Below are 17,918 nucleotides of genomic sequence, written 5' to 3'. Positions count from 1 at the left end.
ATGAAACTATTAATCATTACAGCTGCAAATAGCTACCAATACAGCGTCAAAAATTTGCTGGCAGAAAATAATGTGATCACCTATTCCTATAGCGCCGTAACGGGCTATAGGGATAGCACAAAGGATGCCGTGAAGGATAATTGGTTTGCTTCAGAAATGAACAAGACCGAATCCTTGCTATTCTTTGCCTTTGTGCAGGATGAACAGTCTGACCAGATTTTCACCGCAGTGGAAGAGTTAAACCGGACGATGGACCTGCACTCGAAAGTGCATATCGCCATCAGTTCTATTGAAAAATCAAATTAACCAGATAAATATCAAGTATGACTAGAGAACGCTACATTAAAATGATCGCTGGTGCGATGGTTTTAATATCCAGCTTAGGAGCCTATTTTATCAATATCAATTGGATATGGCTCGCCGTATTTGTAGGTGCAAACCTATTGCAATTTTCCATTACCCAATGGTGCCTGCTGAATATCATCTTGAAGGCATTGGGGATAAAATCGGAAATAGAATGCTGCGGAACAGAAAAATGTTGATTACCTATGAGTTTAATAAGGAAGGGCTGCCTGTAATGGGCAGCTCTTTTCATTTTATGCCTATCTATCAGTTCCTAAGCACTTACTGATGGCAGACAGTTAGATTACTTTTGCTCTCGGGTTTTAATCTCAGTTTCGAGTTGACTTAAGTAGGTGAAACTTGGCAATAGAGTAATGAAACTACCGCAGGCAACTGCAATGAGTGCGTAATTTCCACTTTTCACAGCAAGAACCACAAGTGCGAAACATACGATTAGCATGGTAATTCCAAGCACTGTTAGCATCCCTTTGCGTTTCTTTTTCTCTAAATAAAGTTCTTCTAGGCTTAGTTCCTGTAGTTTTTTATTTTTTGTCATTAGGTAGATATATGTGATAAATATTTGTACTTGAACTCTTCGAAACCTGATCCTGCTTGTTGATTTAAAGAAAAAAACTATACCTATACACAACAATCTGCATCAGATTCCATTACAAAGCACTAGTTTTCTGCTGTACTTTTGAAGAATGATTATAGATCCTAACTTTTATTGCAGCTTCCTGATTTGAAGAATTTTTTAATAATACAATTCCATTATCTCCAACATTAAATGAGTATTTGCTATTTTTTGTCATTGCAGTATCTATTGTAGCTATTGACACAATAATTGGATCGCTCGAGATGTTTTGCGCATCGATCGAAAATGATTTGTTATCCTCAGTTGAAATCTCCAAAGAGCTCTTAGCTGGAATGGTTGTATTTATGTATAAAGATCTTGGTTCTTTCTTCCCAACATAATTAGTTTGGCAAGAAATGAAAATAAATAGAATAGCTAGCAACCATGGTTTCATAATTTAAAAATAGAAAAAGCAGCTAAAATATTTTGTATTTCTTATCAGAAAAACCACATACAATTAAAACTACCCTCTTTTGGTATTTCGAACATCTTTTTAGCATTAATTCCAGGCTAACGTGTCATGCTAGCTAAAATAATTGAACCCCTCTAGGGTTCTGTTCTTGCTAGGATTCTGCATTGTTAGTGGGTCAAGGAACATTCATCCTTCCGCAGGAAGTCCTTTAGCCCCGGCTCATTTCCTTGGCGGAGAGATGGATAGAATGTCGTCGACTTGTGCGATTGGATTGCTAAAATAATGGAACCCTTCTAGGGTTCTTTTCTTGCTAGGATTCTGCATTGTTAGTGAGTCAAGGAACATTCACCCTTCCGAAGGAAGTCCTTTAGCCCCCGGCTCATTTCCTTGGCGGAAAAATGGAAAGAATGCCGTTGACCCGTGCGACGGGATTGCTAAAATAATGGAACCCTTCTAGGGTTCTTTTCTTGCTAGGATTCTGCATTGTTAGTGAGTCAAGGAACATTTCCCTTCCGCAGGAAGCCCTTTAGCCCCCGGCTCATTTCCTTGGCGGAGAGATGGATAGAATGTCGTCGACTTGTGCGATGGGATTGCTAAAATAATGGAACCCCTCTAGGGTTCTGTTCTTGCTAGGATTCTGCATTGTTAGTGGATCAAGGAACATTCATCCTTCCGCAGGAAGTCCTTTAGCCCCGGCTCATTTCCTTGGCGGACAAATGGAAAGAATGCCGTCGACTTGTGCGATGGGATTGCTAAAATAATTGAACCCCTCTAGGGTTCTTTTCTTGCTAGGATTCTGCATTGTAAGTTAGTTAAGGAACATTTCCCTTCCGCAGGAAGTCCTTTAGCCCCCGGCTCATTTCCAGTGGCGGAGAGATGGATAGAATGCCGTCGACTTGTGCGATGGGATTGGCCTTGGAATGCTTTCAAAAAATTCTCCATCTAAAGGGAGAATTTTGAAGGAAGATATTCCCGACAACAAGGCATTCTATCCATGTGTGTGGGAATGTGCGAAGAGCCACCTTAAATGAGCCAAAGGTTTTTGGTTACTTTTGGGCTCCAAAAGTAACAATGAGAATTGGTATCCCTGAGCTCCTTCGTCGGTTTAGTTACTTTTGGGCTCCAAAAGTAACGAAGACTAAACTTTCGCATTCAGCAGCAATAAATGCGAAATTTCGACAATTTCAAAGAACAACCGACAAACAGGATCGTTTACAAGGACCTAGTTCTAAATAACGATTAGAGCACCTAGATTTCTTGCATACCCCTTGCTTGAGTTGCAATTTAAAATTTTAATCCAAAAGAAAAACAAAAGCCAATGTTATGTTTTCTATAAGAAAACAGGTAATCATTAATATTCCCTTTTCTTCCTATTTCTGGCAACATCACCCGGATGTATTCCAAAAAAATCCTTATAGGCATTGGTAAAATTAGAGGGCTTTTGATAGCCAACTTGCATGGCAATTTCCTTCAACAATAAATTCTTTTGGGTAAGAAGCTCATGTGCCTTTTGCATTCTAATCCGTTGCGTATAGGCATGGATGGTACTGTTAAAGGTCTTCTTAAAATTGGTCTTGAGCTTTGTTTCGTTTAGACCAACCATCCCTGCCAGATCCTTTATGGTTGGTGGTTGGGTATATTGATCCTCCAAAATGTTTTTCGCTTCTTCTATTTTTTCAATATCCGCATCATGCATGGCCGGTCTTGCCAACTGTTCTGAATGCAAACTGGCTTGCTGTTCCAATTGCAGCATCAGCAATTCAGCAATCTTTATCTCGAGACATAGACGATGAAATGAACCCTTTCGACTACAGTTACGAACCTTCTCGATTATCTGTTTCATATCCAGGCTCAATGGCGCAAAATCTAAAGGCAAACTAATTCTCTCCCCCTCCTTGACCGCCTTAATCAGACCATCTTGATTGCTGTAGTTATGAGGGATAATGCGATGGCTGAACTCCGGAGAAAGAACGACGATAAAGGAATTGAGCATTAATGCAGGTTCATAAATTATCTTTAAATTATTGGCATTAAAAATCTCGAATTTATGCTCCCCTCTTTGTAACTTTAGACCAGAGTCATGACTGCTCCCCATATCCATGATCCTTACATCGCCCTCAAGATGAAAAACAATGAGCAACACATTATCCTTGAAAGACAAGTTTGCAGTAGCCCGCTGAGAAAGATGGGAATGGACATCTATAAGAATCAGTCCATCCGTATGGAAGAGCCTAAATAGGCCGTCTGAAAGCTCCTCATTGCCCAATAGCAGTTCTTTCAGCTCAGACCCTAGGTCATAAACATCAGGAACAACGATGCTGGCTTCTTCAGCTCCTTTCCGATTCGTCCATATCAATTCCATCTGCAATCGCGGTTACTAAATACTTCTATTTTGGGCACTATTACTTCCATTTTGGGCACTCGAAAAATCTCACTTTAGATATCTTTGTAAAGATAATTTTTATTTAGTATAAATCTAAATAACATCACTCATTCGCTTGCTTATTACAATTGAATGAAGATTATCAAGATACGAGTCGGAATATTTTATATGCTAGGAATTTTTAGGTACTGCTTTCTATTGGTAATGATGAACACAATATGTCAAATAGTTTATGGAAACATATCCATCTCTCAACAGCAATTCTTGATCGAAGGAAAAGTACTGACCAATGAAAAAGAACCCATTCCTAACGTAAGTATTTGTTTAAAAGCTGACCATAAAATCTCGACCAAAACAGATGCCAACGGATCCTTCAAACTTAGCCTGCCCGAAGGAAGCCATACCCTTGTTTTTAGCCATCAATCCTACCAATCTTTTGAAGGGATCTTTAGAATAGCTGGAAATGAAAGTAACAAGCATTCTTACGACATCTATTTGAAAGAAAAACGGATAGAGATCCAAGAGGTAGACATTAAGGGACAGAAAGTATTATCCGCTGCCCCATCTCTCAAAACCATCAAACTGGAACATAAGCAGATTGCAGGGGGAACTTCGGTGGCAGTGATGACTCCAGAGGTTCAGCGTCTGGAAACCATTAAGGATGCTTTGAAATATGAGCCAGGAGTGGTCATACAAGAGTTTTTTGGAGCAAATGACCAACCTCGCTTGAGCATACGGGGGTCGGGTATCCAAAGCAATCCCCAACGCCGGGGTGTATATCTTTTACAGGATGGCATCCCCATTAATTTCGCTGATGGCTCCTTTATCATCGGTGTAATGGATCCAGCTATTACCGAATCGATCGAGACTTTCAAAGGCGCCAATGCCCTCCGCTATGGAGCAGCAACGCTTGGTGGTGCTGTCAATTTCAATTCCCATATCGGTCGATTTACTAAAGGATTACAAGGAAAAGTCGAAGGCGGATCTTTCGGATATACGCAGGGCAATTTGATGGCAGGCAAGCATTGGGGAAAGTCAGATGCCTTCCTTTCAGTCTCTGGGAGCCATCAAGATGGTTTTCGTCAGCACAATAACAATAGAAAGATGAATGTTGCCGGCAATTTCGGCCATCGTTTTTCCAACAATATAGACAGTCGTCTTTACCTTAATTATTCATATATCAAATTCGATGTGCCGGGTCCTCTGACCATGCAAATGCTCTTGGAAGATCCTGCCCAAATCAACAAGGGAATAGCCTTGCCCTATTATATGGGCCCCAATATCGAACGCGACAAGCCGGGACGAGAAGCTGAAGTATTACGGATTGCCAACCGAACTGCCTTCCGCATTTCAGCGAATACCGATATTACTGTATCCGCATATTATCAGCTTATCAAAGATCGTTTTGTATTTCCCATCGTACTTTCCACCTAAAGATCAACGGGAACTGATGGGGGAATCAGCATTCAAGCTGAGCATAGAATGGATAAAGGCCGACTCATGGTCGGTTTCCTAGAAAGCCATGGCAATATCGACCGTAGAGGGCATATCAATGTCAATGGACTGGACTCCTACATGTTCAGCAAGGACAAGCTGAATGCAGTAAACCTCACGTTTTACACAGAATATCAACATCGTTTTAATGAACGCTTCCAGCTGATTGCTAACATTCAGGCGGTCAATAACGAACGGAACAGCGAAGATGTATTCCCAGACCCCGAATTACGCCCTTGGTATAGCCATTCATCGCACAAATATCGCTATTTCCACTCCTATAGCCAATCGCTAGACCAACAGTTCAGATCGGTCAATCCACGGATTGGCGCAATTTACAATGCTGGTCGGAACAAGGATATCCAGTTTTTTGGCAATGTCAGCACAAGCTACGAGCCTCCAACCTTCGATGAACTGGTCGGCACAAAGGTAACAGCCAACATCAATACCAGCCCGAAAGAGTTCTTTGCTATCAAATTGGACAAACAATCTTCTACCACTGTAGAAATTGGCACAAGGCATGAGAACACTCGTTACAGCTGGAATATATCCCTGTACCGTTCTTGGGTAAAGAATGAACTGCTGGAAGTGAAGGATTTTGTGCTGGGTGTGAAGCAAACCAAGAACTATCCCCAGACGATACATCAAGGGATAGAATTTGCAGCAATGGGAATTCCTTTCCAAGGAGTCCTCTATCCAAAGGATCAAATTTCGGTGAAAGGGATGTACACCTACAGTGACTTTTTCTTCTCTGCGGGAGATTATGAAGGCAAAAAACTGGCTGGCGTTCCACCTCATTACCTGACCGCCGCCATAGAATATAAAAATCCAGGCAAGTTCTTCGTTTCGCTCAATGCCGAAAGCCAACCTCTAAAAAGTCCGATAGACCATACGAATACAGTCTTCCAGAAACCGTTTACCATCCTTGGCATGCGTGCGGGGGTTGATGGCTGGAAAAACTTTTCATTCTACGTAGAAGGCAAGAACATCCTGAACAGATATTATGCTTCGAGCTACATCATCAGCGACCAGATTTTGCTCCCCCCTATCCCGTTCCCGGAATTTACGGTGAACAATGTGGCGTTTTTCATGCCGGGGCAGACTAGGGCTTTTTATGCAGGACTCACTTATAAATTTTAAGATAGAAATAAAACAAAGAGGGCAGGATTCATAATCCTAAGCTCTCCAAACTCAATACAAAAAATGTCAATAGAAGAAAAATTAAATGAAAAACAAGGACACTGGATACTTGCCAAGGTGGGTAAGAAAGTGTTGCGTCCCGGTGGTCGTGAACTTACGAAAAAACTGATGGACAATATGGACATCAACTCCGCAGACGATGTCGTGGAGTTTGCTCCAGGTCTAGGCTTTACAGCTTCGATTGCATGCGCAAAAAAACCAAACAGCTATACCGGGGTGGACAACAATCATCAGGCTGCAGAGCTGGCCCGTAAGAACGTAAAATACGATAAGGTTAAGTTCATTGTCGCAGATGCTTCTGATACGACAATTCCTTCCGGATATGCAACAAAAGTCTACGGCGAGGCAATGCTGACCATGCAACCGCTAGAACATAAGAAAGCGATCATAAAAGAAGCTTCACGCCTCTTGAAACCGGGCGGCTACTATGGCATCCATGAACTGGGCCTTCAACCAGAAAATATCAGTGAAGAAATAAAACAGAGCGTGTACAAAGACCTCAGCTCCAATATCCGTGTCCATGCGCGCCCATTGACCATCTCCGAATGGAGCCAATTGCTCGTCGACGAAGGCTTTGAAATTGTCAAAGTAGACAGCAATGCCATGGCGCTATTGGAGCCAAAGCGTGTCTTGGCAGATGAAGGCTTCTTTCGGACCATGAAAATCATCTTCAACGTATTGACACATGGCGACCTAAGAAAACGAATCCTTCAGATGCGACAAACATTCAAGAAGCATAAGAACGACATCAATGCTGTAGCTATTGTTGCTCGAAAAAAGATCTAGATATGAGGGCATTTGGTTTCATAGGGATGATGTTGATGCTGCTTTGCGGGTGTTCAGGCGACGATTATTTATCGCCTGATCTGAACGACCCTAGCTTATTGCCGGATAGATCGGATTACCTCAGCAAAGACTATGGGACGCAGGCCTTGGCAAAGGAAATCTTCGAAGCTTATACAGGCTATAAAAACGACAGCGTACTGATTAAAATGATCATGTACGACGATGCAACACGCAAGCAGCCATTGCTGACTTTTACAGAACAAAAATGGCCCATTAATATGCGTTGGCTAGCCAACGGAGCTTTAGAATTGGGTTATAGGAATTTCCAGACTGAAATGATGCCGCTTAAAATGACAGCCAACATCAATGTCCTACTGGAATTGAACAGCACAAAAGACACGATCTGGCTACGGGGTACCGATGGAAAGATCCGAACGGCAGAAGCTTCAGGCCAAGCTATCGGAACGCCTCTGCCCCAAAGTGATGACGCCGAACTACAGGGTTATTACGTCCGAAGCAGCAAGAAACTAAGTGTCCTGCTGGACCTCATGCTGCCCATTCCCATAAAAGCCCATATAACGGGCTCTAAATAAATTAGAAATCCATGTTCACAACTAGCATAATTAGAAAACTAACTTACTTCTTATTCTTTTTGCTCAGCGGGTTGATGCTCTTCTCTTGTAGCAAGGAAGATGAAGATACCGGTGGCAGTACCCTGATCAAACAATATGGTCTGACAGGTCAATACCGATTTCAAGTTATTCCGACCATGATGGGGACTATCCCCATTGCAACGGGCACCGTCGATGGCACAGTTAGCGATGAAGGCAATGGGGTTTTGAGGCTCCGTTTCAATGGCTTCCGCGCTAATCCCATGCCCTTTGAGATGAGTGTAGATGCCAGCTTTACCATTTCAGAAACTGCAAAAGGACTGCTGGTACAAAATATTGAGGGCAAAAGCTTCTTTGATGCAGACCCTCCTGCTGGCGGGGCTGATCCCGATGTTGACCCTGGATTTGAAATCCCTGAGGAAGCCCTAAAGAAAGGCTTGCACAGCAATGGCAAGTCTAAGTTGACCGGTACAATCGATAAGAACCCTAACGGATCAGGTGCGATGCAATATGACCTTAAATTGGATCCCGCGGTGTCACTACCTGTAGTGGTGATCATCAAATCTGTTCAAAAACTGAATTAAACCCATAAAACAAGCTCACATACTAGCTGATACAACATCAAAAATATTTATTTATCATTCTAAAATCCATCATTATGAGCGCAAACCAATCTACAGGAGCAAGCTCCCTAACTGGCATATTCCAAGTAAAAGTATTCTTTGACCCCATGGGGGATTTATTCACCAACCTAGCAAAAGGGCTATTAAACCCTGATGGGTACCATTATATTAAATTATCCGCTAAAACATCCGAAATAACAAAAGTAGAATTTTGTGATGCCAACGGTAATATCAGTGGTCTGAACCCCGGAAATCCACCTTCATCTTATGGCGATTTCGACTATGCCTCAACCAAGCATTATTGGAAAAACCAAATGCCCATGGCCTTAGCTTTGCAGGACGTTAGCTTTACGTTCAACCCAGCAACAGGAAATATTAGCCAGGGAAATCCCCTGAAAGCATTGGCAAGAAGAAACGGAAACCCGGGTAGCAGCATCCCTCCTTTTATCAATCCAAGTCAGGATTCTGATGGTTCTGCAGCAATTATTACCACTACTGGTAACTCTGCCCAGGCCTTTTCCATTCGGATAAAATTAGGTTTCCAAATCCCTTTTCAAATCGTATTGACAAAAATCTAATTCCATAGTAACTCCAATTCCCGATGGCTACGCGCAGCATACTAGGCTTTTTGTCGATCGCACTGCTTTTGTTGGCTTCCTGTAACAAGGAAGAATTCCCAATAAACTCTTCCTTTTTCAATAACCCAGAAAATGACAGCAAAACCCTTGTTTACGAGGGTAAAAAAGCTGGCGATTTTGAGCATGCAGCCGACCAAATGGATTGGTCCGGCATCAAGAAACTGATCCTAAAAGGACATATCAACAATAAAGATATAGGCATCATCAAGCGCTACATAGCCGAGACATTTGATGGCGAATTAAGGGAACTGGATTTTCGAGACGCCGATGTCTTTGAAGGCCAATTCATCAATTCCCCTTTCCACAAGCTGAAAAACCTAGAACATTTCGTTTATCCAAAAAAGATCAAAAGCACCGGCGATAATGTCATGTCCGAATCCTTCTGGGTTCGGGAGATCATTATTCCGCAGGATGTAGAAATCATTGGGGATAGAACCTTCGAAATCGTTAGCTTCAGGATAGATTTTCAAGGAACTGGACAGGTGTTCCCCATAGACATTCCGTACATGGCAAAGGAAAGATATCAATTACCCAAAACGGTAAAAGAAATCGGGGAATTTGCTTACAGGTACTATCCTTATCAGGAACTTTCACTACCCGAATCCGTTGAAACAATAAAGCGAGGCTGTTTTGCAAACAGCAAACTGACCAGCTTTACTTTCCCAGCGAAGGTAACAGCAGTGCCCGATGAATGCTTCTTCTTAAGCAATGATCTGGAAAGCATAAACCTGCCCGAAGGCTTGACATCCATTGGATCCGCAGCGTTTGAAGGCACTAAAATACAGGAATTGCTGATGCCTGATGGAGTAAATCAAGTTGGAGAAGGTTTCCTTTCCGGAATCAAACTAAAGAAAATCAAATGGTCCCAAAGCCTGACCGAATTAAGCGTGAGAGCCATGCGTGGAAGTCAATTGGATGAACTCCATATTCCCGACCAGATCACAAAAATCGGAGAAAGCTGCTTTTACCAAAGTACCATCAAACGAATATGGTTCCATAAAAACATTTCCAGTCTGGGTCTAGGCTTTATCAATGGGATGAGCAACCTAGAGGAAGTGCATATTACCTGGGCCATACCGCCAGCAGCAAACAGCTTATTCAACGATATCCTCATCAGTCCGTTGGGAAAACCTGAATACAACAAAAGCCCAGATTTTGAAAAGGTGAAACTTTTCGTCCCCAAAGGGACTTCCATCGCCTATAAAAATGCAGCGGGCTGGAAAAATTTCAAACAGATCATAGAGGAATAGGTATGCTCAGAAATAATCGAAATATGACCCTTCCGCTACTTGTTATAGTAGTACATCTGTTTACCAGCAACGCTCTGTATGCACAGGACGATGGTTTTAAAAGGTTTACCATAAAGCTCTTTGGCGGATTTTCCAGGACCAATGAAAGCAGTCACCTGCAAAAAGTCGGCGGAATCTATGAGTTGAATAATTCCCCCTCCGTAGGCTTTGGCATTGCCTGGTTCCTTAGCCCCTCTTGGTCTACCGAAGTCAGCGCCTCTGCTGGCCACTATCGAATGTCCATGAAAAACGGCGACTACTCCAGTATGAAGGTATTGCGAGATGAGATACCCTTAGGTAGGGTTTGGCTAGCACCGATAAGCCTTTCCATTCGCTATCATGTCAATCGATGGAATAAAATAAAACCATACCTCGCCGCAGGACGAAGCTTTTTATTATTTGACCAAGAAGATCCAGGATGGGCAGCCGATGCCGTGGAATACCATAGCCGTTCGGCCTTGCACCTCGGTCTAGGACTCGACTATCAACTCCATGAAAGTTGGTTTCTGCAACTGGACCTCAAACATTTCTTGGCAAATCGAGCAAAGGTCAATCCCGATTTCACAAAATCGGTAGGCTGGAAACTCAATGGTCAGCTAAAACCTGACCCCACACAAATGACAATCGGAATTGGATACCGCTTTTAAAAATATTATTAACAAAAATTAAATGATCATGAACAGAAGACAATTTAGCAGCCGTTTATTTGTAGGAGCCTTTGCCCTGATGACCTTGGGCATTGCCTCATGCAACAAAGATAAAGATGAAGTTACAGTAACTCCGGTGGTACCAAAAACCGATGCAGAAATCCTAGCAGAACTCAAAGAAGAACTGCGGACCAGCATGAAATATAATAGTAACTATAAACAGCTACAATATAGTTCTAATCTAAACCCTGATTTTAAAGCAGCAAAAGACTTTAGTGAATCCCTTAAATCAATTCAATGGGACCACAATGAGAATAAATACATGGCTTCAAACCTTGTAATCGATAAAAAAGCCAAGCTCTACTTTTCTGTAGGCGGAAGCTACTACTTCTTCGAAAACTTCGGCCTGAAGAAAGAAAATGACCTCTATACCATAACAGCCAAATTAGAGGATATGTTCCAGATTACACAGGAAGGCACCACAACAAAGCCAACAGGTATGGGTTTTTCAATGTCCGCAACCTATAACGTCAAAACTGGTAAAACCATCCAAATACTAGAAGCCATGGCCAATGAAACTGTCGTAATGGTCATTGCTTCCGTATGGGTACAGGATAAAAGCATAACCAAACCAACCAAGTCTCCTGTAGGCAAAGACCCTAATGATTTTATTGATTTTTAATGATAAGATCATTAAATTATATCGGGTAAGCAATAAGTGCTCTTTAAGCAACAGACAACACAGATGCTAAGCGTATAGGCATCATACAATCTATCAGCCTTTCCAACAAGAAGAATCCTTTTGTTGGAAAGGTTATTATAAAAAGAAAAACATAAAATAATATGGCAACAATAGAAACAGGTTTTGTTTTTTCACTAAAAGAAAGAATAGAATATTCAAAAAACAGTGTGGTAAGCCAACAGGTTATCAAAAGTAAGGCTGGCAATATTACCCTATTCGCATTTGACAAAGACGAACAGCTCAGCGAACATTCCGCTCCCTTTGATGCTGCACTACAGGTTCTTGACGGCGAAGCCCTGATCCATATCGCCCGTGAACCTCATGTGGTCAAGGAAGGCGAAATGATCATCCTACCAGCAAATATCCCCCACGAAGTCTATGCCACAACAGCATTCAAAATGATGCTGACCATGATCAAGGGCTAAGGATATAAGATGGGTATATTGAGTGGAAATCTAATGCTTTCTAAAACTCCTTGGGAATTGAACTAAGGAGTTTTTTGTTAAGGGAAGGGATGCAAATGTAGATGGGACGACTAAGTTTAATGATAAAGGGCTTTATAAGGACAGCTCTATTTCCTGGCTTTTAGTGATAGATGATAAAAAGATAATTATCGTCCTGTGCTTTCTGAAAACCAAAGAATGATTCAATTTGATGGTTCTTTACCAAGACATAGATCGGCGGATAATCCGCAAAGGTCAATTTATAGATATCTGGATAACGTTTCGGATTAAATCTCAAAAACTTTGCCTTATCTTCTTCCTTGAACTCTTCATATCCAATCAACTTAATATTATCGTTGAGTATGTTTTCCTTAAATGCAGCAACAAAGGATTCATGAGTTCCCTTTTGGAAATATTCCACGGAATTGACTGCATCCTCATAGTTGGAATCTACATAAACCACATACTTATCGACAATCTCATCTGACCATTTTTGACCTTCAAATATTTCCTTATAGAAAGTTTTGATGAGTTTTTTGGCTGAATTGGTTTCTTGGGAAAAGGAAGGTGCATGGAGCATGAAAACCAAGGTTAGTGCGGAGATAAGTGTTTTCATAATAATATAATAGTTTACATATATAAAGGAAAGAAAATAGATTTAATAAAAAAAGTATTAACCAGTGAAGTGGGATGGTTATCTATTTAAGACATTGAGTGTTAATTCATGGCTAACAACCTATTATCATTTTTGTACTTGTAAAAGAGATTATCGTATCTTTAGGTAAACATTCATGAAAACCAAATTTACTTTAATAATAATTTTTTCCTTTTTTGCAAATTACTTGATTGGCCAGATCGTTCTACTAGACTCTATTTCCAATGATCCAATCCCTGCTGTAAGTGTTTTTGATTCAAACGGAACATTGATAAATATCAGTGATAAAAACGGACATGTTCAGTTAAAGAAAGAAAAACTGCAATCTATAGAAAATTTAACCTTTCAACATCTTTCATATCGCTCAAAGGAAATTAGCTTAAAAAGTATTTTGTCATTTGAAAAGATAATAAAGCTAACACCATCAACTATCAGTATAGATGAAATCGAAATCAATAATAATTCAAAAGATTGGTTAGTTCTAAGAGGGTACTATCGTGTATTGGAAACCTTTGATGGCAAAAATAAATATTTTTCCGATGGCATAGTGCAATTCTTTATCCCGCTGACTGATAAAAAGGAAAAGAAAAGGCATCTATTAGAAGATTATCGAGTTTTTGGCAATGATAAGACAATTCGAGCCTTCAAAGAAGTAATGGGACCATTTTCTGAACTTCCTCGAATTGCAAACATTGATTCTAATCCTATTCATAGCAGCTTATCAAATGAGTATGAATTGAAGAAAGAATCAAAGCTGGTCAATATCTACAAGCATGGAAATAAAGTTGGCGAAATAGGTTTTAGCCCAAATGGTGAAGCACAAACTTATATTGATTTGGTACAGCCTGATTCTATGATCAAGAAAAAAATATTTCGTGTGGAAGGAATACGTACAAGTCAAGTCCGAATTGAAACATACGATGCTAACAATTTTTCTGAAATAAGCCTAGAACATCTTAAAGGCTGGTATAGCAATAATATCGGAAGTATAAAACGGAAAAGAAAATTGGGTTATTTCCCATATGAGACATTATCCGAATTCTATGTATTGGAACGTTTTTTCTTAACTTCACTAGAAGTACAAGAAAAGAAAAACCTATTTAACAAGAGCATCTATCTGGAAGAAAAAAGTGATTACTCTATGGAGTTTTGGAAAGAACTAGACCAATTTGGAATCCCTCCTCTTCCTTCCGGAATTACCAAACAATTTGGAAAACAATTAATGGAATTTTGATGTTACGCAAATTTGCATTTGAAAACAGATTATGCAGAAAATTCCATTTGACTCTTTTTAGTTTACTTTGGTTAAGCATTGGCACTTTATTAAATACTTTTTCTTCAATAATTTCTTAAGGTTCGAACCAGGGTTCAAATCTGCCACACCGGACACAATAAAAGCGAGAACAGCCATGGCCTGGAGCGGTGGGGTTTCGCAAGCCACTAATGAGCGAGGGGAAAATGAATTATTTCTTGTACAGACTTTTTTAACCTCTGTCGTGGTTATACAAATGTTGTCTGCCGAAATTACTTCTGCAATTTTTATATCGTTTATATTGTGAGTTTCAATGTTCATTTTGCTTGTCTTTCCTTTGTTGCATGGTGGTTCTCGCTAAAGGTTTACTAATTTGTGCAGAAATGGCATTGCTTGCAGAACCATTGTCGTACCGCACTAAATTAAGTAAATAACTGATGAATTAACGTAAACCACCGTCAGCCATTTTTGAGCAAATTTGCTGTTAGGCTCAGCTATTTTTTATTCTGTCAAAAATGTCTACAACAACATCTTCTGGTCGAACGGAAAGCTGGTATTTGTCATTAATTATTTCAATTTGTTTATTACTTAATTCTAAATCTTGAACAGTAAATTCGTCATCTATTTGTGTATAAGGATCTTCCTCAATAAGTTCAAAAAAGGCTATAGAAATTCCTTTATCAAAATACTCTTGAAATTTTTCAGTTGGAACATAAGGATTAAGTACTTGGTCTGAATGAGAAGGGAATAATTTATTCTTGGCTTTATATTCTTTGTAAAGTTTTTTTAGACCTTCAATAGCTTCATCTTCGGTATGACCTAAAACCTCCACATCGTCATTCAAAAATTTTGCAAAGTATTTTGGATTTTTTGGATTTATCTTATAATCAAAAATTCCCGTTACTATCTTATATTTTCCTTCTGAAAATTCCATTGATATTCTGTTCTTGTAAAGTTGCGCCTAACTTATTTATAACTCTCATGAAACCTCTCCAAATACAACCACAATAGGTCGGCTTTACACAACTTTCGTAAGTGGTTCTTTTATCATTGTTCCTAAAATACAAAAAAAAGCCCATGCAATCTCATTGACTTTCTTCGATTGCTCTATTTAGTTTCAAAGTGTTTAAAAAGTAATCTATATCCCTGAGTGTTTGTGCCAAACCGTTCTACTCCAATTCCTGTTTTTTAATTTCTCTCGACCTTTCCAATTCTTTTTTCGCGTGTTCTGCTGTTCCGTCGACTGCTTCCCATTTTCTTCGGCTTTTATAATCGCTAGCAACCTTTCTTCCTCCTGCTTCACCCATAGTTTAAGTTCTTTGGGGTTGCTGTTGTAGATGGAATCAATATCCAATGACACCGGTGGATAAAACAATCTCATCATACGGATTTTGATGTCACCGTCTTGTAGAGCCGAGTTTGATCTCCAAAGCTGAAAGTTGGCGAAAAGAGAAAAGAACGATATCAATAGCAGAACCAAGCCCGTGATGATGTAGGGCTTTGGGTTTCCGGTAATGCGATGCTCTACGCCGACCTGTATTTTTTTTGGCAGTTCACGAATCAGCGTCCGCTGCTCGCCGAAAGCGGCGACAAGGTTATCGCTCACTTTGCTGTATTTTAGAATGGCTGTTTTTAGTCCGGCAAATGTTTCCTCCTTTATATTGCTGTCCAGTTCTTGGCTGATTTCTGCCAGCGCTGCCGAATAGTCTTTGTCCTCGGGCTTCTCTTCGATAATGTTCAGCCGTCTGTCCATCAGCGTGAGTATATCCTGCTGGTCATAGGCTACTTTTTAGCTTCCCGACACCATGCACTCCCGCAGGTCCTGCATATCCTCACGGAGTTTATGCTTCACCATTTTTAACAGTTTTAAAATTTTGATTTAAACAAATCAAGGAATGCGGGTGCAGATAGATTCAAGAAATCGACCAGAAAATGAGATGCAATCACCCATCTTAAACTATCAGTTTTTTTATAGGTGATTGCCCAGACCAGCCCCATAATAAAAGTGGAAAAGATGACTTCATAGCCCCTAAATAATTCCGAGTTAATTCCAAATACGCCATGATTCACGGAAAACACGACACTGGTAAATAAGATGGCAAGGGCTCTGTTCCATGTCTTGGTCGAATCCATCAAAAGCCCTCTCCAATAGAACTCTTCAAGGAAAGGGTTGATTAGCGCTAATAAAATCCAAGGTAGCCAGATTGTCCAGTCAGCCAATAGATAATTAAATTTAAGAAAAATAGGTAACGGGATAAGTCCGACAATAATTGCAACAATATTCCATCCCCAATTTTTTTGAGGCTTTTTAAGCCAAGTAAAACACAACATCTCCTTTATTCTTCGAATCATTTCGAAGGATAAAATTTAAAGATCAAAAGAAAAAAAACCAAGAAAAGAATTAAAACTCACCAGCGATTCGTCCTAATGGTTTGAATTAGGAAAGATAGAAATACACCATACTTTAAACATCTTGACCCATAACCCAAAATATCTCATTCAGAAAAACATTACTCCAATTTGAAATCCAAATTTGTAATAATTCCCTTTTCATCAATTAAAATACTTCTTGGAATTGCCTCAATATTATACAATACATTAATTGGACTTTTCCAGCCTTGAAGGTCAGAAAGATGGATTGCCCATTCAAAGTCTAATTGTTTTATGCCATTTATCCAATTTGATTTATTATTGTCAAGTGAAATCGCTACTATGTAGTAATCCAAATTGTTCCTGGCAAAATCTTTTAATTTTGGTAAATTATCAATACATGGTCCGCACCAAGTAGCCCAGAAATCCAGAAGGACCTTTTTACCTCTAAAATCACTTAATTTTACCGTTTGGCCATTCTGATTGAACATCGAAAAGTCTGGAGCTTCTGAGCCAACTTTCAGTTTCTTCTTCGCTAGAATGACATTGAGCAACTCCAATCCTTCCTTGGATTCCCTAAGTCTGGGATTTAAGATCTTAAAAACATCCTCAAATTGGTTTATATCTTTTTTTAGAGGTACAGGAGTAAAGTATTTAAGGATAAATAAGGAAATATAATTGTCTGGATTATCCTTTATCAATGAAATTACATAAGGATCCCTTTTTTCCATATACATAAAGGCGGAATCACTTAGTTTCTGCTGTAAAGTTTCATCTTCGACTTCATTTGCCAACTTATGGAACTTTGAGGTCTCCTCTCCATATAAGTCATACAACTTATCGAATATTTGCATCAACCTAAAATTATCGTTCCCTGGAATATCAAATGAGCTGGTAAGTCCTCTTTTTTCACCTGTTATTTCATTATACTTTGGCTTAGCCAATGTCGCTTTGCTTTCGCCAGCGCTCAACATAAACCAATATTCTGATTTATCACTTTTACTGATCAATCTTGAATAAACTCCAGGAGTATTTAGCGATCCTTTAAATATAAACTTTCCCTCTTCAACTCTAGCAGAATCGTTAATTACAGGGTTCATTTTGCTATAGTCAATATACTTTAAATAAAAGGTCTCCCCTTCTAAATTTAAAGAACTATCAATTTTGCAAATAAGTGAATAATTGCCTTGGGGAAAACCAATCGAAATAAATAAAGAAAAAATAATCGTTAAGCAATAGTTAATTGGCTGCATATTAATTAATTGACAACTAACATAAAAATAACGATTCTTTTTAAAAAGAAGTTACATCTACCTCAAACAAACTGTCCAATATGGTTCTACATTTCTTCAATTTCATAATAAGCTTCTTTCTCTCAGGTTTGGTATTTCTAAAAT

Annotated in this window: 21 protein-coding genes; 13 read left to right on the top strand and 8 right to left on the bottom strand. The window is 39.7% G+C overall.

Annotation, left to right across the window (positions count from 1 at the left end):
* On the top strand, positions 1–306 hold the full coding sequence (locus CKW03_RS05850) for a hypothetical protein (RefSeq protein ID WP_093094969.1): 306 nt from the start codon (positions 1–3) through the stop codon (positions 304–306).
* Between the two features lie 17 nt (positions 307–323).
* Entirely contained in the window at positions 324–542 is a 219-nt protein-coding gene (locus CKW03_RS05845; RefSeq protein ID WP_093094967.1) for a YgaP family membrane protein, read from the top strand.
* Positions 543–646: 104 nt separating this feature from the next.
* On the opposite strand, the gene CKW03_RS05840 is transcribed toward CKW03_RS05845, so the two are convergent.
* From CKW03_RS05840 to CKW03_RS05830, 3 genes are all read right to left on the bottom strand, one after another.
* The gene (locus CKW03_RS05840; protein WP_093094966.1) at positions 647–898 is read right to left on the bottom strand and encodes a hypothetical protein; all 252 of its coding nucleotides are present in this window, start codon (positions 896–898) and stop codon (positions 647–649) included.
* Between the two features lie 112 nt (positions 899–1,010).
* Positions 1,011–1,370: a hypothetical protein gene (locus CKW03_RS05835; protein WP_093094965.1), complete on the bottom strand. Its 360-nt coding sequence runs from the start codon at positions 1,368–1,370 to the stop codon at positions 1,011–1,013.
* Positions 1,371–2,739: 1,369 nt separating this feature from the next.
* The gene (locus CKW03_RS05830) at positions 2,740–3,750 is read right to left on the bottom strand and encodes a helix-turn-helix domain-containing protein (RefSeq protein ID WP_093094963.1); all 1,011 of its coding nucleotides are present in this window, start codon (positions 3,748–3,750) and stop codon (positions 2,740–2,742) included.
* 225 nt (positions 3,751–3,975) lie between these two features.
* On the opposite strand from CKW03_RS05830, the gene CKW03_RS05825 reads away from it, so the two are divergent.
* From CKW03_RS05825 to CKW03_RS05780, 10 genes are all read left to right on the top strand, one after another.
* The gene (locus CKW03_RS05825; RefSeq protein WP_169918980.1) at positions 3,976–5,205 is read left to right on the top strand and encodes a TonB-dependent receptor; all 1,230 of its coding nucleotides are present in this window, start codon (positions 3,976–3,978) and stop codon (positions 5,203–5,205) included.
* A 48-nt stretch (positions 5,206–5,253) separates the two neighbouring features.
* Positions 5,254–6,405, top strand: coding sequence for a TonB-dependent receptor domain-containing protein (locus CKW03_RS05820; protein WP_093094961.1), 1,152 nt, complete (start codon positions 5,254–5,256; stop codon positions 6,403–6,405).
* A gap of 63 nt (positions 6,406–6,468) precedes the next feature.
* Positions 6,469–7,251 (top strand): class I SAM-dependent methyltransferase, encoded by a 783-nt coding sequence (locus tag CKW03_RS05815; RefSeq protein WP_093094959.1) that lies wholly within the window; start codon positions 6,469–6,471, stop codon positions 7,249–7,251.
* 2 nt (positions 7,252–7,253) lie between these two features.
* A complete protein-coding gene (locus CKW03_RS05810) occupies positions 7,254–7,844 on the top strand; it encodes a hypothetical protein (RefSeq protein ID WP_093094958.1) in 591 nt (196 codons plus the stop codon).
* A gap of 11 nt (positions 7,845–7,855) precedes the next feature.
* Entirely contained in the window at positions 7,856–8,446 is a 591-nt protein-coding gene (locus CKW03_RS05805) for a hypothetical protein (protein ID WP_139185397.1), read from the top strand.
* A 74-nt stretch (positions 8,447–8,520) separates the two neighbouring features.
* Positions 8,521–9,063: a hypothetical protein gene (locus tag CKW03_RS05800; protein ID WP_139185396.1), complete on the top strand. Its 543-nt coding sequence runs from the start codon at positions 8,521–8,523 to the stop codon at positions 9,061–9,063.
* A 23-nt stretch (positions 9,064–9,086) separates the two neighbouring features.
* On the top strand, positions 9,087–10,373 hold the full coding sequence (locus tag CKW03_RS05795) for a leucine-rich repeat domain-containing protein (RefSeq protein WP_093094953.1): 1,287 nt from the start codon (positions 9,087–9,089) through the stop codon (positions 10,371–10,373).
* 2 nt (positions 10,374–10,375) lie between these two features.
* On the top strand, positions 10,376–11,059 hold the full coding sequence (locus CKW03_RS05790; protein WP_093094951.1) for an OmpW/AlkL family protein: 684 nt from the start codon (positions 10,376–10,378) through the stop codon (positions 11,057–11,059).
* A gap of 28 nt (positions 11,060–11,087) precedes the next feature.
* Positions 11,088–11,741, top strand: a complete 654-nt coding sequence (locus CKW03_RS05785) for a hypothetical protein (RefSeq protein ID WP_139185395.1) — start codon at positions 11,088–11,090, stop codon at positions 11,739–11,741.
* A gap of 161 nt (positions 11,742–11,902) precedes the next feature.
* The gene (locus tag CKW03_RS05780) at positions 11,903–12,226 is read left to right on the top strand and encodes a cupin domain-containing protein (RefSeq protein WP_093094949.1); all 324 of its coding nucleotides are present in this window, start codon (positions 11,903–11,905) and stop codon (positions 12,224–12,226) included.
* A 160-nt stretch (positions 12,227–12,386) separates the two neighbouring features.
* Here the strand turns inward: CKW03_RS05780 and CKW03_RS05775 are convergent, their stop codons facing one another.
* Entirely contained in the window at positions 12,387–12,860 is a 474-nt protein-coding gene (locus tag CKW03_RS05775) for a hypothetical protein (RefSeq protein ID WP_093094947.1), read from the bottom strand.
* A gap of 175 nt (positions 12,861–13,035) precedes the next feature.
* Here CKW03_RS05775 and CKW03_RS05770 point away from each other — a divergent pair, with 175 nt between their 5' ends.
* Complete coding sequence (locus tag CKW03_RS05770; protein ID WP_093094945.1) at positions 13,036–14,133, top strand: peptidase associated/transthyretin-like domain-containing protein; 1,098 nt, start codon at positions 13,036–13,038, stop codon at positions 14,131–14,133.
* Positions 14,134–14,641: 508 nt separating this feature from the next.
* Here the strand turns inward: CKW03_RS05770 and CKW03_RS05760 are convergent.
* The 4 genes from CKW03_RS05760 to CKW03_RS05745 form a co-directional block, all read right to left on the bottom strand.
* Positions 14,642–15,085 (bottom strand): hypothetical protein, encoded by a 444-nt coding sequence (locus tag CKW03_RS05760; protein ID WP_093094943.1) that lies wholly within the window; start codon positions 15,083–15,085, stop codon positions 14,642–14,644.
* A gap of 204 nt (positions 15,086–15,289) precedes the next feature.
* Complete coding sequence (locus CKW03_RS05755) at positions 15,290–15,904, bottom strand: hypothetical protein (protein WP_093094941.1); 615 nt, start codon at positions 15,902–15,904, stop codon at positions 15,290–15,292.
* A gap of 113 nt (positions 15,905–16,017) precedes the next feature.
* Positions 16,018–16,371 (bottom strand): CPBP family intramembrane glutamic endopeptidase, encoded by a 354-nt coding sequence (locus CKW03_RS05750; RefSeq protein ID WP_157739403.1) that lies wholly within the window; start codon positions 16,369–16,371, stop codon positions 16,018–16,020.
* A gap of 290 nt (positions 16,372–16,661) precedes the next feature.
* Positions 16,662–17,774, bottom strand: a complete 1,113-nt coding sequence (locus CKW03_RS05745; RefSeq protein ID WP_093094939.1) for a TlpA disulfide reductase family protein — start codon at positions 17,772–17,774, stop codon at positions 16,662–16,664.
* Between the last annotated feature and the right edge of the window lie 144 nt (positions 17,775–17,918).

The sequence above is a fragment of the Sphingobacterium mizutaii genome (genome assembly GCF_900187125.1).
Lineage (GTDB): Bacteria > Bacteroidota > Bacteroidia > Sphingobacteriales > Sphingobacteriaceae > Sphingobacterium > Sphingobacterium mizutaii.
The sequence above is the reverse complement of the archived record's forward strand: the minus strand, read 5'-3'. Positions and strand labels throughout refer to the sequence as shown.